At 74.2% G+C, this 25,500-nt stretch carries 25 protein-coding genes; 13 read left to right on the top strand and 12 right to left on the bottom strand.

The annotated features are described in order from the left end of the window. Positions 1–42 precede the first annotated feature (42 nt). Genes ACFY32_RS14655 through ACFY32_RS14645 form a run of 3 tightly spaced genes read right to left on the bottom strand, consistent with a single transcriptional unit; the run spans position 43 to position 3,313 of the window. Positions 43–1,113, bottom strand: a complete 1,071-nt coding sequence (locus ACFY32_RS14655; RefSeq protein ID WP_359201303.1) for a low specificity L-threonine aldolase — start codon at positions 1,111–1,113, stop codon at positions 43–45. Beyond that, positions 1,110–1,856, bottom strand: a complete 747-nt coding sequence (locus tag ACFY32_RS14650; RefSeq protein ID WP_390674358.1) for an SDR family NAD(P)-dependent oxidoreductase — start codon at positions 1,854–1,856, stop codon at positions 1,110–1,112. The genes ACFY32_RS14655 and ACFY32_RS14650 overlap by 4 nt, the downstream gene beginning before the upstream one ends. Before the next feature lie 59 nt (positions 1,857–1,915). Further along, complete coding sequence (locus ACFY32_RS14645) at positions 1,916–3,313, bottom strand: DUF6421 family protein (protein WP_359201307.1); 1,398 nt, start codon at positions 3,311–3,313, stop codon at positions 1,916–1,918. A 208-nt stretch (positions 3,314–3,521) separates the two neighbouring features. Here ACFY32_RS14645 and ACFY32_RS14640 point away from each other — a divergent pair, with 208 nt between their 5' ends. Further along, complete coding sequence (locus tag ACFY32_RS14640; RefSeq protein WP_359201309.1) at positions 3,522–4,241, top strand: glycerophosphodiester phosphodiesterase family protein; 720 nt, start codon at positions 3,522–3,524, stop codon at positions 4,239–4,241. A gap of 3 nt (positions 4,242–4,244) precedes the next feature. Here the strand turns inward: ACFY32_RS14640 and ACFY32_RS14635 are convergent, their stop codons facing one another. Beyond that, positions 4,245–4,784: a GNAT family N-acetyltransferase gene (locus ACFY32_RS14635; RefSeq protein ID WP_359201311.1), complete on the bottom strand. Its 540-nt coding sequence runs from the start codon at positions 4,782–4,784 to the stop codon at positions 4,245–4,247. A 74-nt stretch (positions 4,785–4,858) separates the two neighbouring features. Here ACFY32_RS14635 and ACFY32_RS14630 point away from each other — a divergent pair, with 74 nt between their 5' ends. After that, the gene (locus tag ACFY32_RS14630) at positions 4,859–5,251 is read left to right on the top strand and encodes a VOC family protein (protein ID WP_359201312.1); all 393 of its coding nucleotides are present in this window, start codon (positions 4,859–4,861) and stop codon (positions 5,249–5,251) included. A gap of 630 nt (positions 5,252–5,881) precedes the next feature. On the opposite strand, the gene ACFY32_RS14625 is transcribed toward ACFY32_RS14630, so the two are convergent. After that, positions 5,882–6,439, bottom strand: coding sequence for a MarR family transcriptional regulator (locus ACFY32_RS14625; protein ID WP_359201314.1), 558 nt, complete (start codon positions 6,437–6,439; stop codon positions 5,882–5,884). Further along, the gene (locus ACFY32_RS14620; protein ID WP_390674357.1) at positions 6,436–8,100 is read right to left on the bottom strand and encodes an FUSC family protein; all 1,665 of its coding nucleotides are present in this window, start codon (positions 8,098–8,100) and stop codon (positions 6,436–6,438) included. The genes ACFY32_RS14625 and ACFY32_RS14620 overlap by 4 nt, the downstream gene beginning before the upstream one ends. A 183-nt stretch (positions 8,101–8,283) precedes the next feature. On the opposite strand from ACFY32_RS14620, the gene ACFY32_RS14615 reads away from it, so the two are divergent. The 3 genes from ACFY32_RS14615 to ACFY32_RS14605 all read left to right on the top strand — a co-directional run bounded on the left by ACFY32_RS14615 (position 8,284) and on the right by ACFY32_RS14605 (position 10,416). Next, positions 8,284–8,829: a DUF5134 domain-containing protein gene (locus ACFY32_RS14615; protein ID WP_359201318.1), complete on the top strand. Its 546-nt coding sequence runs from the start codon at positions 8,284–8,286 to the stop codon at positions 8,827–8,829. A 47-nt stretch (positions 8,830–8,876) separates the two neighbouring features. Beyond that, entirely contained in the window at positions 8,877–9,581 is a 705-nt protein-coding gene (locus ACFY32_RS14610; protein WP_390674356.1) for a phosphatase PAP2 family protein, read from the top strand. 166 nt (positions 9,582–9,747) lie between these two features. Beyond that, a complete protein-coding gene (locus tag ACFY32_RS14605; protein ID WP_390674355.1) occupies positions 9,748–10,416 on the top strand; it encodes a TetR/AcrR family transcriptional regulator in 669 nt (222 codons plus the stop codon). Here ACFY32_RS14605 and ACFY32_RS14600 read toward each other — a convergent pair. Beyond that, on the bottom strand, positions 10,404–11,906 hold the full coding sequence (locus ACFY32_RS14600) for an LVIVD repeat-containing protein (protein ID WP_390674354.1): 1,503 nt from the start codon (positions 11,904–11,906) through the stop codon (positions 10,404–10,406). The genes ACFY32_RS14605 and ACFY32_RS14600 overlap by 13 nt on opposite strands. A gap of 192 nt (positions 11,907–12,098) precedes the next feature. On the opposite strand from ACFY32_RS14600, the gene ACFY32_RS14595 reads away from it, so the two are divergent. Further along, positions 12,099–12,764, top strand: a complete 666-nt coding sequence (locus ACFY32_RS14595; RefSeq protein WP_359201326.1) for a DUF305 domain-containing protein — start codon at positions 12,099–12,101, stop codon at positions 12,762–12,764. Between the two features lie 15 nt (positions 12,765–12,779). Here ACFY32_RS14595 and ACFY32_RS14590 read toward each other — a convergent pair whose 3' ends face one another. After that, the gene (locus ACFY32_RS14590) at positions 12,780–13,226 is read right to left on the bottom strand and encodes a DUF6214 family protein (protein WP_359201439.1); all 447 of its coding nucleotides are present in this window, start codon (positions 13,224–13,226) and stop codon (positions 12,780–12,782) included. Between the two features lie 195 nt (positions 13,227–13,421). Between ACFY32_RS14590 and ACFY32_RS14585 the strand changes: the two genes are divergently transcribed. Then, positions 13,422–14,759: an FAD-dependent oxidoreductase gene (locus tag ACFY32_RS14585; RefSeq protein ID WP_390674353.1), complete on the top strand. Its 1,338-nt coding sequence runs from the start codon at positions 13,422–13,424 to the stop codon at positions 14,757–14,759. Between the two features lie 157 nt (positions 14,760–14,916). Beyond that, a complete protein-coding gene (locus ACFY32_RS14580; protein ID WP_390674352.1) occupies positions 14,917–16,305 on the top strand; it encodes a nucleobase:cation symporter-2 family protein in 1,389 nt (462 codons plus the stop codon). Here the strand turns inward: ACFY32_RS14580 and ACFY32_RS14575 are convergent. After that, entirely contained in the window at positions 16,225–16,584 is a 360-nt protein-coding gene (locus ACFY32_RS14575; protein WP_390674351.1) for an ArsR/SmtB family transcription factor, read from the bottom strand. The genes ACFY32_RS14580 and ACFY32_RS14575 overlap by 81 nt on opposite strands. A 274-nt stretch (positions 16,585–16,858) precedes the next feature. Between ACFY32_RS14575 and ACFY32_RS14570 the strand changes: the two genes are divergently transcribed. Continuing rightward, positions 16,859–17,662 (top strand): pectate lyase, encoded by an 804-nt coding sequence (locus tag ACFY32_RS14570; protein WP_359201334.1) that lies wholly within the window; start codon positions 16,859–16,861, stop codon positions 17,660–17,662. A gap of 46 nt (positions 17,663–17,708) precedes the next feature. Here ACFY32_RS14570 and ACFY32_RS14565 read toward each other — a convergent pair whose 3' ends face one another. Beyond that, complete coding sequence (locus tag ACFY32_RS14565) at positions 17,709–18,458, bottom strand: PaaX family transcriptional regulator C-terminal domain-containing protein (protein ID WP_390674350.1); 750 nt, start codon at positions 18,456–18,458, stop codon at positions 17,709–17,711. Between the two features lie 72 nt (positions 18,459–18,530). Here ACFY32_RS14565 and ACFY32_RS14560 point away from each other — a divergent pair, with 72 nt between their 5' ends. Both ACFY32_RS14560 and ACFY32_RS14555 read left to right on the top strand, forming a co-directional pair. Beyond that, a complete protein-coding gene (locus ACFY32_RS14560) occupies positions 18,531–20,198 on the top strand; it encodes a DNA alkylation response protein (protein ID WP_390674349.1) in 1,668 nt (555 codons plus the stop codon). Positions 20,199–20,320: 122 nt separating this feature from the next. After that, a complete protein-coding gene (locus tag ACFY32_RS14555) occupies positions 20,321–21,406 on the top strand; it encodes a WD40/YVTN/BNR-like repeat-containing protein (protein WP_390674348.1) in 1,086 nt (361 codons plus the stop codon). An 80-nt stretch (positions 21,407–21,486) separates the two neighbouring features. Here ACFY32_RS14555 and ACFY32_RS14550 read toward each other — a convergent pair whose 3' ends face one another. Beyond that, complete coding sequence (locus ACFY32_RS14550; protein WP_359201342.1) at positions 21,487–22,164, bottom strand: uracil-DNA glycosylase; 678 nt, start codon at positions 22,162–22,164, stop codon at positions 21,487–21,489. A gap of 112 nt (positions 22,165–22,276) precedes the next feature. Between ACFY32_RS14550 and ACFY32_RS14545 the strand changes: the two genes are divergently transcribed. Continuing rightward, complete coding sequence (locus ACFY32_RS14545; RefSeq protein WP_359201344.1) at positions 22,277–23,284, top strand: BadF/BadG/BcrA/BcrD ATPase family protein; 1,008 nt, start codon at positions 22,277–22,279, stop codon at positions 23,282–23,284. A gap of 137 nt (positions 23,285–23,421) precedes the next feature. After that, entirely contained in the window at positions 23,422–24,345 is a 924-nt protein-coding gene (locus ACFY32_RS14540; protein WP_359201346.1) for a hypothetical protein, read from the top strand. Between the two features lie 64 nt (positions 24,346–24,409). Here the strand turns inward: ACFY32_RS14540 and ACFY32_RS14535 are convergent, their stop codons facing one another. Further along, positions 24,410–25,459 carry a lactonase family protein gene (locus ACFY32_RS14535; protein WP_359201348.1) on the bottom strand — a complete coding sequence of 350 codons (1,050 nt, stop codon included), beginning with the start codon at positions 25,457–25,459 and terminating at the stop codon, positions 24,410–24,412. Between the last annotated feature and the right edge of the window lie 41 nt (positions 25,460–25,500).

Here is a 25,500-nt window from a genome sequence, read left to right as displayed (position 1 = left end):
GTCAATGACTTTTCGGGTGACCGCATACTTATGCAGGATGGCTCAGTGCGCCATCTCCTCCTTGAGGGCGGCCACGAACGCGTCCACGTCGTCCTCGGTGGTGTCGAAGGCGCACATCCAGCGCACGTCGCCGGCGCTCTCGTCCCAGAAGTAGAACCGGAACCGCTTCTGCAGACGCTCACTCACCTCGTGCGGCAGCCTGGCGAAGACCGCGTTGGCCTGCACGGGGTGGAGGATCTCCACGCCGTGCACGGCGCGTACGCCCTCGGCCAGGCGCTGGGCCATCTCGTTGGAGTGCCGGGCGTTGCGCAGCCACAGGTCCTTGGCGAGCAGCGCCTCCAACTGCACGGAGACGAACCGCATCTTGGAGGCGAGCTGCATGGACAGCTTGCGCAGGTGCTTCATGTGCCGCACGGCGTCCTGCTCGATCACCACGACCGCCTCGCCGAACAGGGCGCCGTTCTTGGTGCCGCCCAGGGAGAGGATGTCCACGCCGGCCGCGTTGGTGAACGTCCGCATGGGCACGTCCAGCGAGGCGGCGGCGTTGGCTATCCGGGAGCCGTCGAGATGCACCCGCATGCCGCGGGCGTGGGCGTGGTCGCAGATCGCCCGGATCTCGTCGGGCGTGTAGAGGGTGCCCAGCTCGGTGGACTGGGTGACCGAGACGACCTGCGGCATCGCGCGGTGCTCGTCCTCCCAGCCGTACGCCTGCCGGTCGATCAGCTCGGGGGTGAGCTTGCCGTCGGGGGTGGGGACGGTGAGGAGCTTCAGACCGCCCATGCGCTCGGGGGCGCCGCCCTCGTCCACGTTGATGTGGGCGCTCTCGGCGCAGATCACCGCGCCCCAGCGGTCGGTGACCGCCTGGAGCGCGACGACGTTGGCGCCGGTGCCGTTGAAGACCGGGAACGCCTCGGCGGTGGGGCCGAAGTGGCCGCGGATCACCCGCTGGAGGTTGGCGGTGTAGTCGTCCTCGCCGTACGCGACCTGGTGCCCGCCGTTGGCCAGGGCCAGGGCGGCGAGCACCTCCGGGTGGGCCCCGGCGTAGTTGTCACTGGCGAAACCGCGGACCTGGGGGTCGTGGTGGCGACGCGCGTCGGTCTTCGGGGGGTTCACGGCTTCTCGGTCAGCCACAGACGGTTTCCGTTCACTTCCGCGGCGGGCTTGTCCCAGACTCCGGCGACCGCCTCGGCGAGGTCACGCACGTCCGTGAAGCCCGCGAACTTCGCGTCGGGACGCTCGGCGCGCATCGCGTCGTGCACCAACGCCTTGACCACCAGGATCGCAGCCGCCGAGGCCGGCCCCTGCTCGCCCTCCGCCTTGCGGAAGTGGTCCGCCAGCGCGAGCGTCCACGCCTCGGCGGCGGCCTTGGCGGCGGAGTAGGCGGCGTTGCCCGCGGTCGGCCTGGTCGCGCCGGCTGCGCTGATCAGGACGTAGCGGCCGCGGTCGCTGCGCTGGAGGGCCTCGTGGAAGGCGAGGGAGGTGTGCTGGACGGTGCGGACCAGCAGCTTCTCCAGCAGGTCCCAGTCGGCGAGGTCGGTCGCGGTGAAGCTCCGGCTGCCGCGCCAGCCGCCGACGAGGTGGACCAGGCCGTCGACACGGCCGTGGTCCTTCTCGATGCGGGCGGCCCAGTCCTTGGCGCAGGCCAGGTCGAGCAGGTCGACCGTCTCCCCGGTGACGGTGGCGCCGCCGTGCGCGTAGCGGGCCGCGTCGACGGCCTCCGCCAGCTTCTGCGGGTCGTTGTCCGCGCCGACGACCGTCGCTCCCGCCTCGGCCAGTCGCAGCAGCGCGGCGCGCCCCGCGGGACCGCCCGCCCCGGCCACCGCGACCACCGCGCCGTCGAGCGTGCCGTTTCCCATGGACCCCATGGTCCTCGCCTCCAGAGCCTCGTCCGCGTCCCTCACTGCGGTGCCGTCGCTCACGCGGCGGCCCGCCGGGCGCCGTCCGCCGTGATGCCCCGGGTCGAGGCGATGACGTTCTTGAGCTTCTTGGACAGCGCTTCGTAGAACATGCTCAGCGGAAACTCGTCCGGAAGCACGTCGTCGACGAGCTTGCGCGGCGGCCGGCTCAGATCCAGGGCGTCGGGGCCCTTGGCCCACCGGGAGCCCGGGTGCGGGGCGAGGTAGGCGGCGACCAGCTCGTACCCGGCGAACCAGTGGACCAGCTTGGGGCGGTCGATGCCGTCGCGGTAGAGGGTCTCTATCTCGGCGCACAGGCGGTTGGTGACCTCGGGGGCGCGCTCCCAGTCGATCGAGAGCCTGTTGTCGGTCCAGCGGACGACGTCGTGCTTGTGCAGGTAGGCGAAGAGGAGCTGGCCGCCGAGCCCGTCGTAGTTGCGCACGCGTTCGCCGGTGACGGGGAAGCGGAACATGCGGTCGAAGAGGACCGCGACCTGTACGTCCCGGGCCTGCGGGACGCCCTCGCCGGCGAGCTTCACGGCCTCCTTGAAGGCGGTGAGGTCGCAGCGCAGCTCCTCCAGGCCGTACATCCAGAACGGCTGGCGCTGCTTGATCATGAAGGGGTCGAAGGGCAGGTCGCCGTGGCTGTGGGTGCGGTCGTGGATCATGTCCCACAGGACGAACGCCTCTTCGCAGCGCTTCTGGTCGTGCACCAGCGCGGCGACGTCCGCGGGCAGTTCCAGGCCGAGGAGGCCGACGGCGGCGGCGCTGACGCGGCGGAAGCGGGCGGCCTCGCGGTCGCAGAAGATGCCGCCCCAGGAGAACCGCTCGGGGGCCTCGCGCACGGCGATGGTCTCCGGGAAGAGGACCGCGGAGTTGGTGTCGTACCCGGAGGTGAAGTCCTCGAAGGTGATGCCGCAGAACAGCGGGTTGTCGTAGCGGGTGCGCTCCAGTTCGGCCAGCCAGTCCGGCCAGACCATGCGCAGCACGACCGCCTCCAGGTTGCGGTCCGGGTTGCCGTTCTGGGTGTACATCGGGAAGACGACCAGGTGCTGGAGGCCGTCGCGGCGGTCCGCGGCCGGCTGGAAGGCGAGCAGCGAGTCGAGGAAGTCGGGCACCTGGAAGCCGCCCTCGGCCCAGCGGGCGAGGTCCCCCGCCAGCGCCTCGTGGTAGGCCCGGTCGTGCGGCAGCAGCGGCGACAGCTCGCGTACGGCGCCCACGACCCGGCGGACGGCGTCCTCGGCGGTGGCACGGTCCGGAGCGCCCTCGGCCCCGAAGTCGATCGAGCCGTCCTTGGACTGCCAGGGCCGGATGCGCTCCACGGCATCCTTGAGCACGGGCCACGCCGGGTGCTCCACCACCCTGCTCACCGGAGGAACCCGTCCCTCCGGACCCACCTGCACAAGAATTTCCGTCATGTTCCATCCTCCACGGGAGAACCTCGCGTAAGGACACCGTATGGGTACAGGCTTTCCCCCAGCAAGGGGAGATTCGGGAAATTATCCTGCCCCACCCCCCGCTTCGCCGCATTTTTTCCCGTGGGCCCGGCGGGGAGGGTACGTCTTGTCGGCGGACGGTTAGGCTGCGGCCCTGCCACCGCCGCCGTCCACGGAAGCGAGTCGCGTCGTGAACTTCCTCACCATCGGACACCGGGGCGTCATGGGTGTCGAGCCGGAGAACACCCTGCGTTCCTTCACCGCCGCCGAGCGGGCCGGGCTCGACATGATCGAACTCGATCTGCATCTGAGCCGGGACGGCGCCCTCGTCGTCATGCACGACGCGGACGTGGACCGCACGACCGACGGCACGGGTCCGGTCGCCGAGCGGACCCTCGCCGAACTCCGGGCGCTGGACGCCGGGCGCGAGGAGCGCGTCCCGGTGTTCGAGGAGGTGCTCGACGCCGTGTCGCTGCCGTTGCAGGCGGAGATCAAGGACGTGGCGGCGGCACGGGCGCTGGCCGAGGTGATGAACGCGCGGGAGCTGGCCGGACGGGTGGAGGTCTCCTCGTTCCACGACGAGGCGGTCGCCGAGATCGCCCGGCTGGTGCCGGGGGTGCGGACCGCCCTGATCTCCAGCCTCCACCACTGTCGAACGGACTCGCGCGAGGGCACCCCCGTCGGAACCGACGTGGTGGACCGGGCCGTCGCCGTCGGTGCCGCGACGCTCTGCCTGAACATCCGCCGGCTCACCCTGGAGATCGTCGAGCAGGCCCGCAAGGCCGACCTGCGGATCATCGGCTGGGTGGTCAACACCCAGGATCATCTGCGGCTGGTGCGGGCCCTGGGCCTGGACGGGGCGACCACCGACTACCCGGAGATCAAGCGGACCGGCCGCTTCACCGCGTGAGGGTCAGCCGAGCGGCTTGACCAGCAGCTCGAACCGCAGGTCGTCGCGGAGCGGGATGCCGAACCGCTCGTCGCCGTACGGGAAGGGGGCCGTCCGGCCGGTACGGCGGTAACCGCGGCGCTCGTACCAGGCGATGAGGTCCTCACGCGCGGAGATCACGGTCATGCGCATCTCGTCGACGCCCCACTCGGCGCGGGCCCGCCGCTCCGCCTCCGCGATGATCAGCTTGCCGAGTCCGGCGCCCTGGAGGGCCGGGCTGACCGCGAACATCCCGAAGTAGGCGTGGTCGCCCCGGTGTTCCAACTGGCAGCAGGCGATGATCCGGCCGTCCCGCTCCACGGTGAGCAGCGTGCTGTCCGGTGACCCGACGACCTCCCGCACGCCCTCGGGGTCGGTGCGCTGCCCCTCCAGGATGTCCGCCTCGGTGGTCCACCCGGCCCGGCTGGCCTCGCCCCGGTACGCCGACTCGATCAGCGCGACGAGCGCGTCGACGTCCGCGTCGGTGGCGGCACGGAAGGTCGGCTCGGTCAGGGCGGTGTTCATGGGACGGCGTCTCCGGTCTGTGCGGCGCGGCACGGGCACCGTCGAGAGTAGCGCTGCCGTTAGGCTCCGAGCGCATGGTTCACGTACTCAGCAGCCGCGTCCTGATCCGCCCCACCGACCCCGACCGCTCCCGCGCCTTCTACGGCGAGCAGCTCGGCCTCGCCGTCCACCGCGAGTTCGGCACCGGACCGGAGCGCGGCACCGTCTACTTCCTCGGCGGCGGCTTCCTGGAGGTGGCCGGCCGGGCCGAGACCCCGCCGGCCGCGGGCCCGAGGCTCTGGTTGCAGGTCGAGGACGCGGCGGCGGCCGAGGCCGAGCTGCGCGGCCGGGGCGTGGAGATCGTCCGGCCGCCGGTGCGGGAGCCGTGGGGGCTGGTGGAGATGTGGATCGAGGACCCCGACGGCACGCCGATCGTCCTGGTGGAGATCCCGGCGGACCATCCGCTGCGCTACCGGCCCGGCATCTGACCTCAGACCCGGGCGGTGCTCCCGGCCCCGGTCGGTGCGGGCCCGCTCCGCGGAACCGGCACCGGTCAGGTCCGCGATCGCCGCCCGGCCGGTCGCCGTCTCGCGGGCGGCCGGCCGGTCCACGCCGCGCAGCCGCGGCCACTCGGCGGCGGGGCCGCCAGTCGCCGCTCCAGGCCGGTGCCGCACTCCCCGGGCTCGATGCGCGGGTTGCCGATGTCGGCGAGGGCCGTGGCACGCGCGGGGCGGCGGGCAGTCGCTCACCCGGGCCGGCAGGATCACCTGGTCGTCTCCGACGTGCCGGAACCCGGCGCGCTCCGGGGCGGCGCGCGCCTGCGGCCGGTTGCGCGCCAGGCCGTGCGCGACCGGGGCGGGCCGGGCGCCGTCGGCGTACCGCACGCGGACGTCCCGGCGGGCCGGCTCGGCCGGGCAGGCGTGCGTCAGCATCTCGGCGGCCGCCTCGGCGTCGGCCGGGAAGGAGGACGGCGGACGGCACACGGACCGGTCGATCGCACCGGCGTCCCGGTGGTGCGGGCCGACGCCGGCTCGGGCGGTTCGGGAGGCCGCCACGCGGTGCGGTACGGGGCCGAGGGCACGTCGGCCCGGCCGCCCGGCACCACCGGTCCCGCGCCGTCAGCCGCGCGGCGCGACGAGGCGGCCCTCCAACTGGACGAGGAGGTCGCCGAGCAGCGCGGCCAGGTGTCCCCGGTCGGGGGTGTCCAGGCCGGAGAGGGCGGCGGTCTCGTAGGCGAGCTGCTCGGGGAGGATGCCGTCGACCAGGTCGCGTCCGGCGTCGGTGAGGCGGACGTGGGCGACGCGGCGGTCGCGGGTGTCGCCGCGGCGCTCGACCAGGCCGCGTTCGGTGAGCTGCTTGAGGCGTTTGGTGACGGCGGCGCCGGAGGAGAAGGTCTCCCGGGCCAGTTCGCCGGGGGTCAGCTCGTGTCCGGTGCGGCGCAGCGCGCCGAGCAGGTCGAACTCGGCCCGGCTCAGGCCCGCCCGGCGCAGCGGCGCGTCCTCGGCCTGCTGGAGGAGGGCGGCACAGCGGTTGATGCGGCCGATGATCTCCATGGGGCCGGTGTCCAGGCCGGGGTGGACGGCCCGCCACTGCCGGACCACCCCGGCGACGGTGTCGTTCTTGGCCGCGCCCGCGGGGTCTTTCCCGGGTACCGCGCGCCGGTCGGTTGCCGTCATGGCCGTACGTCCTCCGCTGTCGAGCCCGTGTCCTGGTGGGCGCGGGCCGTGCGACCGCGCACCGTAGCGGCGAGCGTACGGTGTCCGTTCCGCTCGGCGAGCACGACCCTCTCCTGGGGCAGGGAGCGCTGCCACCACTCGCCGGCCGCGGCGTCGGCGGTGGCGCGCAGGTCGACCAGGGCGGTGGTCAGCGCGCGCCGGGCGGCGGCCAGGGCGGCGGGGTCGGGCTCGGGCTCGGCCAGCAGGCGGGCGGCGTGCTCGCGGGCCCGGTCGACGGCGGTGACGGCCCGCTCGACGCGGGAGCCGGCACGGCGGTCGGTGACGGCGACCGCGGCCAGGAAGCCGACCAGGGCGCCGACGAGGGTGTCGGCCACCCGCTCGGTCATCAGCGCACCGGGGTCCTGGTAGCGGGCGAACTCGCTGATGAGCAGCGCCATCGGGGTCACGCAGAGGCTGCCGAGCCAGTAGTTGCGGGTGATCAGTGCCTCGGCGCCGAAGGCGCAGGCGAGGCAGATCAGGACGAGGTACGCCTGGTGGAGGTGGGCGAGCGGGGCGAGGGCGGCGAAGACCAGCACCCCGGCGACGTTGCCGACGACGCGCTGGACGGCGCGGCTCCAGGTGAGGGTCAGGTTGGCCTGGTAGAGGGAGGCGGCGGTGACCAGTGCCCAGTAGGGGCGGCCGACGCCCAGGGCGAGGGAGGCGTATCCGGCGAGGGCGCAGCCGAGGGCGGTGCGCACGCCGATGGGGGCGAGCGGGGCGAGCCGGTGCCACAGCGGCTCGGGGCGGACGCGCGACCCGGCCCGGACGCCGAGGAGTTCGTCGGCGCCGGCGCGGGTGTCCGCCACGCGCGGGACGCGGCCGGTGCCGCGCAGCTCGCGGGCCCAGGCGCGCAGGCGGTCCGGGGCGGTGTCGGCGGGGGCGGCGAGGGCGACCTCGGCGCGGACGAGGAGGCGTTCCAGGGCGTGCCGGGTGGTGGCGCGGGGGCCGGTCGCGGGCAGCGCGAACAGTGCCTGCCAGGCGGCCTGGACGGCGGCGTACCCGGCGGGGCGGCCGTCGTCGGCCGGGTCGGTGCCGGCGTACCCGGCGGCGGCGTCCAGGGCGGCGGCGGTGGCGCGGCGCTCGGGGCCGTGCGGGCGGACCAGGCCGGGTGCCATGCCGACGATCCAGGCCCAGGCGCCGGCGGCGAGGGCCAGCGCGACATGGCCGGGGACCTGCCCGGGGCTCTGCGGCACGAAGAGGGCGGCGGAGGTGATGAAGGTGAGGACGACGTTGCCCGGGGGGCCGACGCGGGTGGCGTCGGTGAGCACCTTCTGCGCGGCGGCCAGCAGCGCGCCGACGGTCACCAGGACGACGGCGCTGCCGGTGAGGGAGGCGGCGGCCAGGGCGACGGCGAGGCCGCCGACCATCCCGAGGACCACCCACGCCAGGGCGCGGGCCCGCGCGGCGTAGGGGCGGTTGTGGGCGTACAGGGCGCACATGGAGCCGGCCATGGTGTACATCGCGAGGTCGAGCCGGCCGAGCGCGAGCAGGGTGAGGTTGGGCGGGGCGAGCGAGGCGACGACGCTGAGCGCCGGCTTGAACCAGATGTCGGAGGGGCGGCGGGGGCGCAGCGCGCCGGCCAGGGAAAGCCGGCGGCGGAGGGTGGGGGTCGCACTGCTCATCCACATACTTTAGCAGGTAATTTACTAGTGAAATACCAGGGAAGTGCCGACCGGTCCGGCCGCGTGCTCCGGCGCATGCTCCCCGAGGTGCACCCTTGCGCTCGTATGCGCGCCGCGTGGTCCGGGCATCCCCTGACCGACCCGTCCGGCTCCGGGCCGGACCCCGTCCGACGGGAGGCGCCCGTGCACGCACCGGCCTCGTCCAGTTGGCTGCTGGTCGCGCTCTGCGCCGCCACCGGCGCCTACTGCCTGCTGCGGATGCGCAGTGGGGTCGAGCAGCAGCGCCGCGCGGCGGGCGGTGAGGCCCTCATGGGGTTCGCGATGGCCGCCATGGCCGTGCCGGCCGCGGTGTTCACCCCGCCGGCCTGGGCCTGGCCCGGGTACGCGGCGGTGTTCGCCGCGGCGGGACTGCGCGCCCTGTGGGCGGCCCGCGACAGCCGCCACCATCTGCACCACCTGGTCGGCGCCGGGGCGATGGTCTACATGTCGCTCGTGATGGCGGGCTCCCCCGGCCATGTCCACGGCGGCTCGGGCAGCCCCCCGCTCACCGGCGCCCTGCTGCTCTACTTCACCGGGTACGTGCTGCTGACCGGGGTGCGCCTGGTGCCGGTCGCCGCGGTGGCCGACGGCGGCGGCACGGTACGGGGCTGGGGGGACCGGCCGGAGCTGGCGCGGGCCTGCCGACTGTCGATGGGCATCGCGATGCTGGCCATGCTGCTGACCTTGTGAGGCACCGGGATTGGCCTCCGGGTGGCCCGGTCGGCGAGTATCACGGGATGGAGACCTCGTCCGTCGACTCCCCGCCCCGTCCGCCGCGGTTCCGTGCCGTGCTCGGCACCGCCTGGCTCCTGGCCCTGTGCTCGGCGCTGCTGCTGGTGCTGGTGGCCGCCGAGTGGGACCCGCTGCTCGCCGTGGACGGCGACATCTCGCGCACCACGCACCGCTGGGCGGTGGAGGAGCGGGGCCTGACCCAGACGTTCCGCGTCCTGACCGACTGGGTCTGGGACCCGTTGACGATGCGGCTGCTGTGCGCGGCGGTGGTGCTGTGGCTGGGACTGCGGGACGGTGCCTGGTGGACGGCGGTGTGGCTGGGGCTCGCGGTGGCGCTGGGCACGCTGGTGCAGCAGGGGCTGAAGGCGGCGGTGGACCGGCGGCGTCCGGTCTGGCCCGACCCGGTGGACAGCGCCCACTACGCGGCCTTCCCCTCCGGGCACGCCATGACGGCGACGGTGGTGTGCGGCCTGCTGGTGTGGCTGCTGCGCCGGTACGGCGCCCCCCGCGCCCTGCGGCGCGCGGCGCTGGCGGTGGCCGTCGTCTCCGTGGCCGGGGTCGGCCTGACCCGGATCTGGCTGGGCGTGCACTGGCCGACGGACGTGCTCGGCGGCTGGCTGCTCGGCGCGCTGGTGGTGACGCTGGCGGTGCTGGCTCATGGGCGGTGGGCCCCGGAGCGGTCCGGGCCGGGCGGCGCGGCGGCGTCCTGACCCGCGCACGGACCGCCCTGCCGCCAACTGCCGCTGGTCCCGGCCGTCCCGGGCGATCCCCCGTTTCGCCCGGGACGGCCGGCCGCCGGGGACGCCGCGGGACGGCGGGCCCGGTCCGCTGCCGAGTATAGTTGGCTGGCAGCCAGTCAACACAGGAGTTTTCCGCATGTCCCCGCGCAGCGCCTCGGTCAACGAAGAGCTGCGCAGGCGTTCGAAGGAGCGGCTGCTGCAGGCCGCCGTGGAGCTGGTCGGCGAGCGCGGCTACGACGCGACCACCCTCGGGGACATCGCCGACCGGGCGGGGTCGGCGCGGGGACTGGTGTCGTACTACTTCCCCGGCAAGCGGCAGCTCGTGCAGTCCGCCGTGCACCGGCTGATGCACCGCACGCTGGAGGAGGCGCTGGAGCGCGAGCCGCGCACCGGCGACGGCGCGGAGCGGATGGCGCGGGCCATCGACGCGATCCTGGGACTGGCCCGGGACCGGCCGGTGCTGATGCGCCAGCACATGGCGGGCCTGCTCCAGGCCGAGGGGTTCCTGCCCTGCCCCGAGCAGCGGCGCCTGGCCGAGCTGCTGCGGGACACCGTCGCCCGGCACGGCTCCCGGGACGTCGACGGCGACTACCCGATGCTGCGGGCCCTGCTGATGGGCGCCGTCTACGCCGCGCTGATGCCGGGCGCGCCGATGCCGGTGCCGGTGCTGCGCGCCGAACTCTTCAAGCGCTACCGACTGGAGTGGGAACAGGGCGTCCCGCCGGACGAGCGGGCGTCCGGCGGGACGGGCGACACGGATCTGTCGCGGTTCTTCGGGTCCGGGCCCGGGGATCAGCCGAAGTAGTCCGGCTGGGTCTGGACGTTCAGCTCGCCCACGCGGACACGCTTGGCCGGGTCCGTGCGCCGGTCGGAGAGCTTCAGGACGTCGAAGCCCTTGGCGATGTCGTTGGAGTAGATGTAGCCGTTGTAGTAGTACGCCGACCAGGAGCCGCCGGTGACGAGCGAGGCGGTGCTCAGCGGGCCGCGCTCGAAGTAGGCGATCTCCTTCGGGCGGTCGGAGTCGGTGAAGTCCCAGACGGAGATGCCGCCCTGGTACCAGGCCTGGACCATGAGGTCCTTGCCCTTGACCGGGATCAGCGAGCCGTTGTGGGCGACGCAGTTCTCGGTGTCGGCCTGGTGGCGCGGGATCTTGAAGTAGTTGCGGAAGACGAGCTTGCTCTTCTCGCCCCGGCCGACGATGTCGTAGATGCCGTCGGCTCCGCGGTTCTGTCCGGTCTGCGCGTTGCAGGTGGCCGCGACGCCGCCGCCCAGTTCGTCGGTGAAGACGACCTTGTTCGCCTTCTGGTTGAAGGTGGCGGAGTGCCAGAACGAGAAGTTGACGTTGTCCTGGACCCGGTCGACGACCTTCGGGTGCTCGGGGTCCTTGATGGAGAACAGGATGCCGTCGCCCATGCAGGCGCCCGCGGCGAGGTCCTCGGAGGGCAGCACCGTGATGTCGTGGCAGCCGGTGGTCTTGGTGACGCCCGGGTTGGCGGGCGCGCCGGGGTTGCCGCCGCCGTCCGGGCCCTCACCGGGGAACAGCACCGGGAAGCTCACGACCGCCGCCTTCTCGGGGGCGTTGCGCGGCACCTTGATGATCGAGATGCCGTCGTGCGGCGGCTGGCAGTCGGGGTAGGCGGCGTTCGGCGCGTACGAGGAGACGTAGACGTAGACGTTGCGGCGCTCGGGGACCAGCGTGTGGGTGTGCGAGCCGCAGGCGGTCTCGACGGCGGCGACGTACTTCGGGTTCCGCTTGTCGCTGATGTCGAAGACCTTCATGCCCTCCCAGGAGGACTTCTCGGTCGCGGGCTGGCTGGTGCTGTTGCAACTGTCGTCGCTGCGCGAGGAGTCGGTCGACAGGAACAGCAGGTCGCCGGAGACGGAGATGTCGTTCTGCGATCCGGGGCAGAGCACCTGGGCGACGGTCCTGGGCTTCTTCGGGTTGCTGATGTCGAAGACGCGGAAGCCGTCGTAGTTGCCGGCGAAGGCGTACTTGCCCTGGAAGGCCAGGTCCGAGTTGGTGCCCGGCAGCACGTCCTTGGGGATGTTGGCGAGGTGCTCGATGTTGGCGGAGTGGACGATCTCGTCCTGGCCGGGTATGTCACCGTCCGCGATCGCGTCGCGCACTTCGGCCCGCACGCTCCCGGAGACCTTCTCGGAGGCTGCCGGTCCGTCCCCCGGGTCGGGGGTCGCGACCGCCGGTCCGGCGGTGAGCAGCGCGGACAGGAGGCCGGCGGCGGCCGCCGCGACTCCCAGGCGTCTGCGCCGCGTTCTCGGGTCGTTCAACAGGATCACTGTTTCCTCCCTGGTTCCCGTTCCCGGGGGAACGGTGCACGGACCCTCGCAGTATCGTCTTCGCCATGCTCATACCAACAGGGGGGCAACGGTCTCGTAATCAAGTTTTATGATCAGCGGCGTGCGGAAGCGTGCTAGGACGGTCATGACACTCACGAGGTGTCGTCCGTTGCCCTTCCACAGGAGGTCGTCGTGCCCTTCCGCCCCGCGTCCCGCGCGTCGCTCCTCGCGGCCTCGCTGACCGCCCTGGCCGTGTGCGGGCTGAGCGGCTGCGACTCCGGCGAAGAGGCCGGCCCGGCCCGGTCCACGGGCCCTTCGGTGATCGCGCCGGGCAGGCCGGGCGAGGCCAACCGCACCCTGTCCGCCCAGGACGCCGACGAGCAGCGGGCCGACGACGACACCCCCAACTCGGCCGACGTGGACTACGCGCGGATGATGATCCGGCACCACGCGCAGGCACTGAGGATGACCGAACTGGTGCCGGACCGCGCCGAGTCGGGCAGTCTCAAGCGGCTCGCGCGGCGGATCGCCGCCGCGCAGGGACCCGAGATCACCGCGATGCGGGGCTGGCTGACGGAGTACGGCGAGAAGGAGACGGAGCCGGGCCGGGAGAAGGGGCACGACCACGCCGCGATGCCCGGGATGGCGACCGAGGCGCAGTTGGAGAAGTTGCGGGCGGCCCGCGGGAAGGCGTTCGACCAGCTCTTCCTGACGCTGATGATCACCCATCACCAGGGCGCGATCACCATGGCCGCGGACGTCAAGGGGCAGGGCAACAACGTCCGGATCGAGGAGATGGCCGACGACGTGGTGGCCCAGCAGACGAGCGAGATCGCACGGATGCGCGGGATGCTCTGACGTCCGCCGGGCCGGTCAGCGGCGGGCCCGGCGGGGGCTGAGCAGGCCCGCGTCGCGGGCCCGGCCGATCAGCCGCAGGGCCTGCCGGCGGCCGTGCCCGGTCGCGTCCATCACCGCCAGGACGGGGTCGGCGCCGCGGTCCCGGGCGGCGAGGTACGCGTGCGCCGCCAGTCGCGGTTCCGCTTCGCCGCGCGGCCGGTCCGGGCGGGCGTGCCGCCGGGCGCCCGGCGGGTCGGCGCCCCCGACGCCGCAGACCGCGGCGAGCGGGCCCTCCAGCCAGTCGCCGAGCGCGGTGAGGTCGTCGAGGCAGAGCGCCGGCCGGGCCCGTACGTCCTCCAGGCGCACGGACGCCTCGGTGACCACGGCGAGCGCCTCGACCCGGGCACCGTCGGCGAAGACCAGCCGGACCTCGTACCAGGAGACGACGGCGCCGCCCTCCCGCACGTGCCACACGTTCCGCACCGACGTCTCACCGTCCTCGGGACAGCGGTCGGACAGACGGAGGGCACGAGGAGCGGAGGCTTCGGGCACCCACGGAACGTAACCTCATGATCACATTCCATACGAACGGACACGCGCCGGGCACCCGCTCCGGCACCCTGTCAGCGGACCGCCCGCGGTGCGATGCTGGAAGTCGCAGGCCGAAGGAGGTCCGCCGTGCTGCGTGTCGCCGTCGTCGGCTCGGGGCCCAGCGGGTGCTACGCCGCGCAGAGCCTCGTCCAGCAGGACCCACAGGTGTACGTCGACGTCCTGGACCGGCTGCCCTGCCCGTACGGGCTGGTGCGGTACGGGGTGGCGCCGGACCACGAGAAGATCAAGTCGCTCCAGGGCACCTTGCGCACGGTCCTGGAGCACGAGCGGGTGCGCTTCCTCGGCGGCGTCCCGGTCGGCTCCGGCGGCGTGTCCTGCGCCAGGCTGCGGGAGCTGTACAACGCGGTGGTGTACTGCGTGGGCGCCGCCGCCGACCGGCGGCTCGGCATCCCCGGCGAGGACCTCCCGGGCAGTTGGTCGGCGACCGCGTTCGTGTCCTGGTACAGCGCCCATCCGGACGCGCTGGACGACGGGTACGTGCGCGACGCGCGCTCGGCGGTGGTCATCGGCGTGGGCAACGTCGCCGTCGACGTGGCGCGGATGCTGGCGCGCGGCAGGGCGGAGCTGACCGGCACGGACATGCCGCAGGCGGCGCTGACCGCGCTGGCCTCGGGCCGGATCGCCGACATCCACATGGTCGGCCGGCGCGGCCCCTCGCAGGCCCGTTTCACCACCAAGGAGCTGCGCGAGCTGGGCGGGCTGCCGGACACGGACGTCCTGGTGGACCCGGCGGAGGCGGCGCTCGACCCGGCGTACCGGGACCCCGCCGCGCTGCCCGGCGTCCAGCGGCGCAACGTGGCGGTGGTGCGCGACTGGGCCGGGGCGCCGGCCTCGGGCGCCGCGCGCCGCATCCGGCTGCGGTTCTTCCTGCGTCCGGTCGAACTGCTCGCCCGGGACGGGCGGGTGGGCGCCGTGCGCTTGGAGCGGACGGCGCCGGACGGGCACGGCGGGGTCACCGGGACCGGAGTGTTCGAGGAGATCGAGGCCCAGGTGGTGCTGCGGTCGGTGGGCTACCGCGGGGTGCCGCTGGAGGGGCTGCCGTTCGACGCGGCGACCGGCACGGTGCCGCATCTGGCCGGGCGCGTCCTGCGCGAGGGCGTGGTGGTGCCGGGCGTGTACGTGGCCGGCTGGATCAAGCGCGGCCCGACCGGCGTCATCGGCACCAACCGGGCGTGCGCGAAGGAGACGGTGGCCTCCCTGCTGGCCGACGCGCCGGCGCACGGCGGCGGGACCGACGATCCGCTGCCCGCGCTGCGCGCCGAGGGGGCCGAGCCGGTCCAGTGGCCGGGCTGGCGGGCCATCGAGCGGGCGGAGGCGGCCCTCGGCGCGTCCCTCGGCCGGAACGCGGTGAAACTCCCGGACTGGCGGTCCCTGCTGGCGGCCGCCCGCGCGGCGGCCGACTAGGTGTGTTGCCGGCAGGTTGGTGACGGGCGGCCCGGTGGGGTCGACACGAGGTGGCAACACGGCCGAAATCAACAAACTGTTCAAGGCGCCTACGGTCCTGGCTGTCCGGTGGTTCCGCCGCCGGCCCCGTCCCCCTCCGCGCAGCCCAGGAGCGCCCATGGCACCGACGACCCCCGTGCATCCCGTCGACGAGGTACCGCCCGTACGGCAGTTGGCGGCCTTCGGCCTCCAGCACGTGCTCGCCATGTACGCGGGCGCGGTGGCCGTCCCGCTGATCGTCGGCGGGGCGATGAAGCTGCCGCCGGCCGACCTGGCGTATCTGATCACCGCCGATCTGCTGGTGTGCGGCATCGCCACCCTCATCCAGTGCGTGGGCCTGTGGCGGTTCGGTGTACGGCTGCCGATCATGCAGGGCTGTACCTTCGCCGCCGTGTCGCCGATGGTGATGATCGGCACGACCGGCGGCGGACTGCCCGCGATCTACGGGGCCGTGATCGTCGCCGGGCTGGCCATCATGCTGCTGGCGCCGGTCTTCGGCAGGCTGCTGCGGTTCTTCCCGCCGCTGGTGACCGGCACGGTGATCCTGATCATCGGCGTGACGCTGCTGCCGGTGGCGGGCAACTGGGCCGCGGGCGGCTCGGGCGCGGCCGACTTCGGCGAGCCGGAGAACCTGGGGCTGGCGGCGTTCGTGCTGCTGGTCGTGGTCGGGGTGCAGCGGTTCGCGCCGCCGTTCCTCGGCCGGATCGCGGTGCTGACCGGCATCGTGGCGGGGCTGGCGGTCGCGGTGCCGCTGGGCTTCACGGACTTCGGCGGCGTCGCGGACGCCGACTGGGTCGGGATCAGCACGCCGTTCCACTTCGGGGCGCCCGCCTTCGAGGCGTCGGCGATCGTGTCGATGCTGGTGGTGGCGCTGGTCTGCATGACCGAGACGACCGGTGACTTCATCGCGGTCGGTGAGCTGACCGAGCGTCCGGTGGGGCCGCGCGCCCTCGCGGACGGGCTGCGCGCCGACGGGCTCTCCACCGTCCTGGGGGGCGTCTTCAACACCTTCCCGTACACGGCGTACGCGCAGAACGTGGGGCTGGTCGGGATGAGCCGGGTACGCAGCCGCTGGGTGGTCGCGGCGGCGGGCGGTCTGCTGGTGCTGCTCGGGCTGCTGCCCAAGCTGGGCGCGGTGGTGGCGGCGGTGCCCGCGCCGGTGCTGGGCGGGGCGGGCCTGGTGATGTTCGGGACGGTCGCCGCGAGCGGGCTGCGCACCCTCGCCCAGGTCGACTTCCGGGACAACCACAATCTGACGGTGGTCGCCGTGTCGGTGGCTGTCGGCGTGCTGCCGGTCGGGGTGCCGACCGTGTACGACCGGTTCCCGGACTGGTTCCAGACGGTGATGCACAGCGGCATCAGCGCGGGCTGCCTGACGGCGGTCTCGCTGAACCTGCTCTTCCACCACCTGCCGGGACGGACCGCCTCAGCTCCCGCCGAGCCGGGCGGACTGGCGGGCGGCGGCGCCGAGGAGGGCGTCCAGCAGCCCCGGGAAAAGGTCGTCTAGGTCGTCCCTGCGCAGCCCGTTGAGCTTGGCGGTGCCCCGGTAGATCTGCCGGATCACCCCGCTCTCCCGCAGCACCCGGAAGTGGTGCGTGGTGGTCGACTTGGTCACCGGCAGGTCGAACTGCGAACAGGTCAGCTCGTCGGCGTCGCCGGCGAGCTCCCGCACGATCCGCAGCCGCATGGGGTCGGAGAGCGCGTGCAGCACGCTCTCCAGCCGGATCTCCTCGCGCGCCGGGTGCGGCAGGGCTCGGCTGCTGGGGGCGATGGTGGCGGGCGTCACGGCGGCTCCAGTCGGTCCGGGAGGCCTCATTGTACGAGAAGGGTCGTAGTACTGGCGTCGCGGCGGTGCGGCAGCGCGCTGGAGCGGTGGAGCGGAGTGGCTGAATAAGTGCTGCGCGAAGCGTTGACTAGAAAGCGCTTGCACCCTACGTTCCGTTCAGCAGTGTGACCCGTTCGCCAACATGGCGTACGCGATTCACGTACATGACCCATTGCGGTCGGCGACGGGACACGCTCACGCGACACCCCCACATCCGACACGAAGGAAGCAGCACATGACGTCTGCGACACGACCCCGCGCACGCGGGCGCGCCCTGAGCGGCGCGCTGGCCACGCTCGGCCTTTCGGTTGGCATGGTCATGGCAACGGGGACCGGTTCGGCCCACGCCGCCACCTGGCCGACCGCGAACGGCAGCCAGGGCGTCTCCTCCACCATCTCGGTGTCCGGCACCAAGGACTACGCGATGAAGCGCCTGTACGGCACGGGCGATCTGGGCTCCGGCGGCCAGGACGAGGACCAGGGCCCTATCCTGGAGCTGGCCCCGGGCGCGGTGCTGAAGAACGTCATCATCGGCGCCCCCGCCGCCGACGGCGTCCACTGCCAGGGCAGTTGCACCCTGCAGAACGTGTGGTGGGAGGACGTCGGCGAGGACGCGGCGACCTTCCGCGGCTCCTCCTCGTCGAACGTCTACACCGTCTCCGGCGGCGGCGCGAAGGAGGCCAGCGACAAGGTGTTCCAGTTCAACGGCGCCGGGACGCTGAACGTGTCCAACTTCGCCGTGAAGAACTTCGGCACCTTCGTCCGCTCCTGCGGCAACTGCTCCACGCAGTACAAGCGGACGGTCAACCTCAACACCATCGAGGCGACCTACAAGGGCAGCCGGCTCGTCGGCATCAACACCAACTACGGCGACAGCGCGACCCTGCGGAACATCACGATCGTCGGGGACACCAGCAAGAAGATCGTCCCGTGCCAGAAGTACATCGGCAACGACGACGGCGACGAGCCGAGCAGCAACGGCTCCGGCCCGGACGGCACGTACTGCAAGTACTCGACATCGGACATCACCTACAAGTGATGCGCCCCGGGCGGCCGTACGCGTGCGCGTGCGGCCGCCCGCGCGTTCAGTCCCGGGTGCCCAGGACCCCGAGCCGCCCCGCCTGTTCGCGCTGGTAGTCCCGGTAGGCGTCCCGCAGGGCCGGGCCCGGCCAGCCGCCGGGCAGGAGCGCGTCCGGCAGCACGGGGTCGGCGAGCAGGTGGCGGACGGCGGCGGCGTGGGCGGCCAGGCGGTCGGCCGGGCGCCGGGCCCGCGCGACCTGGGCGAGCAGCCCCCGCGCGGTGGCCGCCCAGGCGTCCAGCGGCCACAGGGCGGCGGCCAGTTCCCCGTCCGGGCGGCCGGGCCGCGCGGTACAGCACTCGGCCACCCGGCCCAGGTCGCCGGGGAGCGGGCGGCGCAGGTTGGCGGGGCGCAGCCAGACGCCCTCGCGCAGTTCGGCCAGGCGCAGGGCGGTGAGCCGGGCCCGCAGGTCGGCGCGGGCGGCGGGGCCGCGTCCCGTCGCGGTGATCACGACCATCTCCCAGTCGCCGTCCCACGCCCGCGTGTGCGGGCGTACCGCCTCGTCCTGGCGGCGCTGGCGCTCCAGGAGCCGGTCGCTGAGCCGGTAGCCGCTCTCCGTGCGCCGCAGGTCGCCGGCGGCCGCCATCCGGCTGAGCGCCGCCCGCGCGGTGGAGGCGCCGACGTCGAACTCCGCGACCAGCCGCACCAGGTCCCGCCCCGGCAGCTCGGGCGGATGGCTGCCCAGCAGCAGGCTGAGCACGACCGACCGCGCGGAGAGCGGACGCGGCCCGGCCGGCGCGGGCTCGTTGATCGACATGGACCCGTACTGTACGGGGACGGGTGTGTTGCAGTATTGCTGCGGTCGCGGCCACGGTGCAACACTCGTCGTATGACGACACTCGCGCACGAGCCCGGACAGGACCGGCCGGCGGGGCACGCCACCCATGACGTCACCAACCAGCCCCCTCCCCTGGCCCCGTACGACGCCGGTGAGGACACCGCCCTCCTGGAGGGGCTGCGCCGGGAGGGCGCCGGGTGGGCGGAGGCGGAGCTGCGGCGACTGGGCCGGCGGGCGGGCAGCGCGGAGGCCCAGGAGTGGGGCGAGCTGGCCAACCGGCACGAGCCGGTGCTGCGCACCCACGACCGGTACGGGAACCGGATCGACGAGGTGGAGTACCACCCGAGCTGGCACCATCTGATGCGGGTGGCCGTCGGCGAGGGGCTGGCCGGCGCCCCCTGGGCGGACGGCCGGCCCGGCGCCCATGTGGCGCGGACGGCGGGCGGGCTGGTCTGGGGGCACACCGAGGCGGGGCACGGCTGTCCGGTCTCGATGACGTACGCGGCCGTGCCGGTGCTGCGCCGGGAGCCGCACCTGGCCCAGGTGTACGAGCCGCTGCTGACCGGACGCGTGTACGACCCGGAACTGCGGGCTCCCGCCGAGAAGCGGGGCCTGCTGGCCGGGATGGGGATGACCGAGAAGCAGGGCGGCTCCGACGTCCGCGCCAACAGCACCACGGCCACGCCGACCGCCGAGCCGGGCGTGTTCACGCTGCGCGGTCACAAGTGGTTCACCTCGGCGCCGATGTGCGACGTGTTCCTGGTGCTGGCGCAGGCCCCCGCCGGGCTGTCCTGCTTCCTGGTGCCGCGCGTGCTGCCCGACGGCACCCGCAACACCTTCCGCATCCAGCGGCTGAAGGACAAGCTGGGCAACCGGTCCAACGCCTCCTCCGAACCCGAGTTCGACGGGACGGTGGCCTGGCTGGTCGGGCCGGAGGGGCAGGGCGTCAAGACGATCATCGAGATGGTCAACTGCACCCGCCTGGACTGCGTGATGTCCTCGGCGACGCTGATGCGCAAGACGCTGGTGGAGGCCGGTCACCACGCCCGGTACCGCCACGCCTTCGGAGCCCGTCTGCTGGACCAGCCGCTGATGCGCAACGTGCTGGCCGATCTGGCGCTGGAGTCGGAGGCGGCGACGACGCTGACGCTGCGGCTGGCCGGGGCGGCGGACCGGGCGGTGCGCGGGGACGCCGGGGAGGCGGCGTTCCGGCGGATCGCCACCGCCGTCGGCAAGTACTGGGTGACCAAGCGGGGCCCGGCGTTCACCGCGGAGGCCCTGGAGTGCCTGGGCGGCAACGGTTACGTCGAGGACTCGGGCATGCCCCGGCACTACCGGGAGGCTCCCCTGCTGTCGATCTGGGAGGGCTCGGGCAACGTCAACGCGCTGGACGTGCTGCGGGCGCTGAGCCGGGAGCCGCACACGGCCGACGCCCTGTTCGGGGAACTCGCCCTGGCCCGGGGCGCCGACGCCCGCCTGGACGCGGCCGTGGCCCGGCTGAAGGACCTGCTGGCCGGGGCCCGACCGGCCGGGGCGCGGCGGCTGGTGGAGCTGATGGCCCTCACCCTCCAGGCGTCCCTGCTGGTCCGGCACGCCCCGGCCGCGGTCGCCGACGCCTTCTGCGCCACCCGGCTGGGCGGTGACTGGGGGCACTCCTTCGGCACCCTGCCGCAGGACGCCGCGCTGGACGCGGTGCTGGCGCGGGCGCTGCCGCATTGACCGGTCCGGGTGGCCGTGACCTGCGACGGAGCCCGGCGCGGGGGTGGTTGTCAGTGGTGGGGTGCAGACTGGCCGATGTCCTGGACTGAGGCGTCGACGAAGACGCCGCGGAGGTGATCGGCATGACCGAGGTACTGCTCGCCGTGGGCACCCGAAAGGGCCTGTTCATCGGGCGCCGACGAGGCGGCTCCTGGGAGTTCGACGAGTCCCCGTGTTTCAACGCGCAGGCCGTGTACTCGGTCGCCGTCGACACCCGCGGCGACACCCCGCGCCTGCTGGCCGGCGGCGACAGCGCGCACTGGGGACCGTCCGTCTTCCACTCCGACGACCTGGGCCGGACCTGGACCGAACCGAAGGCGCCCGCGGTGAGGTTCCCCAAGGACACCGGCGCCTCCTTGGAGCGGGTCTGGCAGTTGCACCCGGCCGCCGCCGAACCGGGGGTGGTGTACGCGGGCACGGAGCCGGCCGCGCTGTACCGCTCGGAGGACCGCGGGGAGAGCTTCGAGCTGGTCCGGCCGCTGTGGGAGCATCCGACCCGGTCGCGGTGGGTGCCGGGCGGCGGGGGCGAGGGCCTGCACACCGTCGTCACCGACCCCCGGGACCCCGACGCGGTGACGGTCGCCGTGTCCACCGCCGGAGTGTTCCGCACCACCGACGGCGGGGCGAGCTGGGCGCCGTCCAACTCCGGGGTCTCCGCGGTCTTCCTGCCCGACCCGGACCCGGAGTTCGGCCAGTGCGTGCACAAGGTCGCGCAGGACGCGGCGACCCCGGACAGGCTGTACCTGCAGAACCACTGGGGGGTGTACCGCAGCGACGACGCGGGGGCGCACTGGACGGACATCGGCGAGGGCCTGCCGTCCACGTTCGGCTTCGCGGTCGCCGCCCACCCGCACCGCGGGGACACCGCGTACGTCTTCCCGATCAACGCCGACTCCGACCGGGTCCCGGCCGACCGCCGCTGCCGGGTCTTCCGGACGGCCGACGCGGGCCGGAGCTGGGAGCCGCTCACGGCGGGCCTGCCCGGCGGGGACCACTACGGCACGGTGCTCCGCGACGCCCTGTGCACGGACGACGCGGAGCGCGCGGGCGTGTACTTCGGCAATCGCAACGGCGAGGTGTACGCGTCGGCGGACGACGGCGACAGTTGGCGGCAGTTGGCCGCCCACCTGCCGGACGTGCTGTGCGTGCGGGCCGCGGTCGTCGGCTGAGGCGGCGGGCCGCTCGGGCCGGGTCCCGCGCGCCCGGCGGCCCGTCGCTGCCGACGGCGGACCGGCGCCGCGCGACTCCCTTACGGCAGGCGCCAGTCCACCGGTGCGGCGCCCTGGCGGACGAGGAAGTCGTTGGTGCGGCTGAAGGGGCGGGAGCCGAAGAAGCCCCGGTCGGCGGAGCGCGGCGAGGGGTGCGCGGACTCGATCACCGGGTAGCGGTCCAGGTGCGGGCGGAGATTGCGGGCGTCCCGGCCCCAGAGGACGGACACCAGGGGCGTGCCCCGCTCGGCGAGCGCGCGGATCGCCTGCTCGGTGACCTCCTCCCAGCCCTTGTCCCGGTGCGAGCCGGGGCTGTTCGGCCTGGTGGTCAGCGCCCTGTTGAGCAGCAGCACGCCCTGCCGGGTCCAGGGCGTGAGGTCACCGTTGGCGGGCTGCGGCAGACCGAGGTCGCTCCGCAGCTCCTGGAAGATGTTGATCAGGCTGCCGGGCAGCCGGCGCACTTCGGGGGCCACGGCGAAGCTCAGGCCGATCGCCATCCCGGGCGTGGGATAGGGGTCCTGGCCGACGATCAGGACGCGTACGTCGTCGAACGGCTGCTGGAAGGCGCGCAGGACGTTCGGCCCGGCCGGCAGATAGGTGCGGCCCGCCGCGAGTTCGGCGCGCAGGAAGTCACCCATGGCGGCGACGCGCCCGGCCACGGGTTCCAGGGCCTTCGCCCAGCCGGGTTCGACGAGTTCGTGAAGGGGTCGTGGTGCCACAGCCGGTCACTCTACTGGCGCACCGCGGCCGCCGGGCACCGGAGCCGGAGACGGTGACCGGCGGCGCTACCCTGGCCGGGCCGTCCGGGACGAGAAGGGGAGGACGAGTCCGGTGAGCCGTCCGCCGAGCCGGTCCGACCCGTGCCCGCCCGCCGGGGCCGACGGGTTCCTCGCCGTGGACTCCGGGGGCTCGGGCCTGCGGGTCGTCGCGGGCGCGCGGGGACGCGGCCCGACGGGGCGGCGGGTCACCCGGGAGCCGGTGCGGACCGGCGAGCGGGGCATCGACGCCGGACATCTGATGGCCCAACTGGTGCCGCTGGCCAGGGAACTGGCGGCGGAGACGGGGATCGGCCGGTTCACGACGGTCGCCGTCGGGGCGGCCGGGCTCGCCACCCTCGGGGACGCGCTGCGCGCCGAACTCCCCGGCGCCCTGGCCCGGGAACTGGGGGCGCGGCGGGTCGCGCTGGCGGCCGACGCCGTCACCGCCTACGTCGGCGCCCTCGGCGTCCGGCCCGGCGCGGTGGTCGCCGCGGGCACCGGACTGATCGCGGTCGGCACCGACCTGATCCGGTGGCGCCGGGCGGACGGCTGGGGTCATCTCCTCGGCGACTGCGGGGGCGGCGCCTGGATCGGGCGGGCCGGTCTGGAGGCGGCGCTCCGTGCGTACGACGGCCGCCGGGGCGGCTCCGCGGAGCTGCTGGCCCGCGCCCAGGAGCGGTTCGGGCCGGTCGCCGGGCTGCCCGGCGCGCTCTATCCGCGGCCCGACCGCGCCGCCGTCCTCGCCTCGTTCGCGCCCGACGTGGCCGCCTGCGCCGACGGCGACCCGGTCAGCGCGGGCATCCTGCGCGAGGCCGCCCGGCAGGTGGCCGACGCGGCCGCCGCGGTCCGCCCGGACGGGGCCCCGGTCTCCGTCACCGGGGGGCTGCTGAAACTGGGCGACGCCTTCGCCGTACCGCTGGAGGAGGAGCTGGCCGAGCGGTTGCCGGAGGCGCGGCGGGTGGCGGCGCTGGGCGATCCGCTGGACGGGGCGGCACGGATCGCGGCCTCGCTCGCGGCCGGACCGCTCACCCTTCCGGAGGACGGGCGGATGCTGTCGGTGACGAGCCTGGCGGGTGGCTGACTTCGGTCCCCCGGTGAGGCGAATCGTGCCCATGTCGTCCGATCCGTACATCACTCATCAGACAAAACCGGACGGATACCGCTCAGCTCCCCCCTCCCCGAACAGAGGAGCCCAGGAAGTTAGTAACATGCGGCGCCATGAGCTCCCCCACTGGGCCCGCGTCCGGCCTGCCAGTACGAATGCCGCGCCCCCGCCAGCCCGGACGGCACCGCCGCCCCGAACCCCTGGTGGCTCCCGAGGGCGCGCCCGCGCTCGTCCTCGCCGTGCCCGGGACGCCCAGTGACGCCGCCCGGACCCTGGCCGAGGAGGTCGTGAGCATCGCCCGCTCCGAGCTGCCCGGCCTGGACGCCCGGATCGGGTACGTGGACGGGGACGACGCCGGCTTCCCGTCGCTGCCGTCCGTGCTCGCGGAGGCCGCCGAGGACCGCGGCGCCCGGCACGAGCAGGCCGTCGCCGCCGGTTCCGGGGACCGGGAGTTCGAAGGCCCGGTCGCGGTGGTCGTGCCGCTGCTCGCCGGCCCGGACAGCGCGCTGCTGCGCCAGGTCCGCCAGGCCGTGATGGACAGCCGGGTCGCGGCCGAGCTGACCGACGTGCTGGGCCCGCACCCGCTGCTGGCCGAGGCGCTGCACGTCCGGCTCTCCGAGGCCGGCCTGGCCCGCGCCGACCGGGCCAGGCTGTTCACCGTGACGACCGCCGCGGACGGCATCGTCCTGGCGACCGTGGGCGGCGAGGAGGCCGTGCAGGCGGCCGGGATCACCGGCATGCTGCTCGCCGCGCGGCTGGCGGTGCCGGTGATGGCGGCCGCCCTGGACCAGGAGGGTTCGATCGCGTCCGTGGCCGAGCAGCTCCGCGCGGCGGGCTCCCGGCAACTGGCGCTCGCCCCGTACCTGATCGGCCCGGAGATCGACGCGAGCCTGCTGGCGGAGGCGGCCAAGGAGGCCGACTGCCCCACCGCCGAGCCGCTCGGCCCCTACCCGGCCATCGGCAAGCTGGCGCTGGCCAAGTACACGACGGCGCTGGGCATCGCGCCGCAGCCGGCGCAGAGCGCGCCGGTGCGCTGACCGGCGGACGTCCGGTACCGGGCCGCGGGGCCCGCTCCTCCACGGGAGCGGGCCCCGCGGTGTGTCAGGCGTCCGTGTCGTCGACGACCACGCAGGACGCGGCCGGGACGCGGAGCGCGCCCGCCCGGCGGGGGGTGCCGGTGGCGGGGTCCGTCGTGAACCAGGTGACGTTGCCGGAGCGCTCGTTGGCGACGTAGAGACGGCCGCCGGACTCGGTGAGGGCGCGGGGCCAGTGGCCGCCGCAGGGCACCGTGCCGGCCGGCCGCAGGGTCTCCCCCTCGACGGCGAAGACGGTCAGCAGGTCGGCGCCGCGGGTCGCGGTCCACACGAACCGGCCGTCGGCCGAGGCGACGATGCCGGACGGGTAGACCTCTCCGCCGGGGGTGCCGGGCAGGACCGGGATCTCGGCGAGGGGCCGCAGGACCCCGTCCGGGGCGTTCCAGCGGCAGACGGTGACGGTCGGCGCGAGTTCGTTGACCACGTAGGCGCGGGTGCCGTCCGGGTGGAAGGCCAGGTGCCGGGGGCCCGAGCCGGGGCGCAGCGCGGTCTCCCGGTGCACGGTGAGGGCGCCGCCGTCGTCCAGGGCACACACCCGCACCGAGTCGGTGCCGAGGTCCACGCTGACGGCCCAGCGTCCGCTGGGGTCGGGCTGCACCTGGTGGGCGTGCGGTCCCTGCTGGCGGGGGACGTGCGGGCCCGAGCCGGTGTGCCGCAGCACGGCGGACGCGGACCGGGCGAGGGTGCCGTCGGGGCGCAGCGGCACGGCGGTGACGCTGCCGGAGCCGTAGTTGGCGGTCAGGACATGGCCCCGGAAGAGGCTGAGGTGGGTGGGGCCGCTGCCGTCGACGGCAACCCGGGGCCCGGCCCGCTCGGGCTTCTCGCCGTGCACGCGGTAGGCGGCCACCGTGCCCTCGGCGGTCTCGCTGACGGCGTACAGCATCTCGCCGCCGGGCGAGAGGGCCAGGTAGGAGGGGTCGGGCAGGGAGTCCAGGCTGCCCAGGGCGGTCAGCGCGCCGCTGTCCGGGTCGACCGCCGCGGTCACGATCCCCGGACCCCCGGCCGCCGTGAACGACCCGATGAACGCCCGCCGCCGCCGTCCGTCGCCGTCTGCCACCGCTGACCCCTTCCGTCCCTGTGCCGTCGGGGGTGACGGTA

The organism is Streptomyces sp. NPDC000134 (assembly GCF_042899225.1).
Lineage (GTDB): Bacteria > Actinomycetota > Actinomycetes > Streptomycetales > Streptomycetaceae > Streptomyces.
This window is presented reverse-complemented; position numbering and strand designations above follow the sequence as displayed.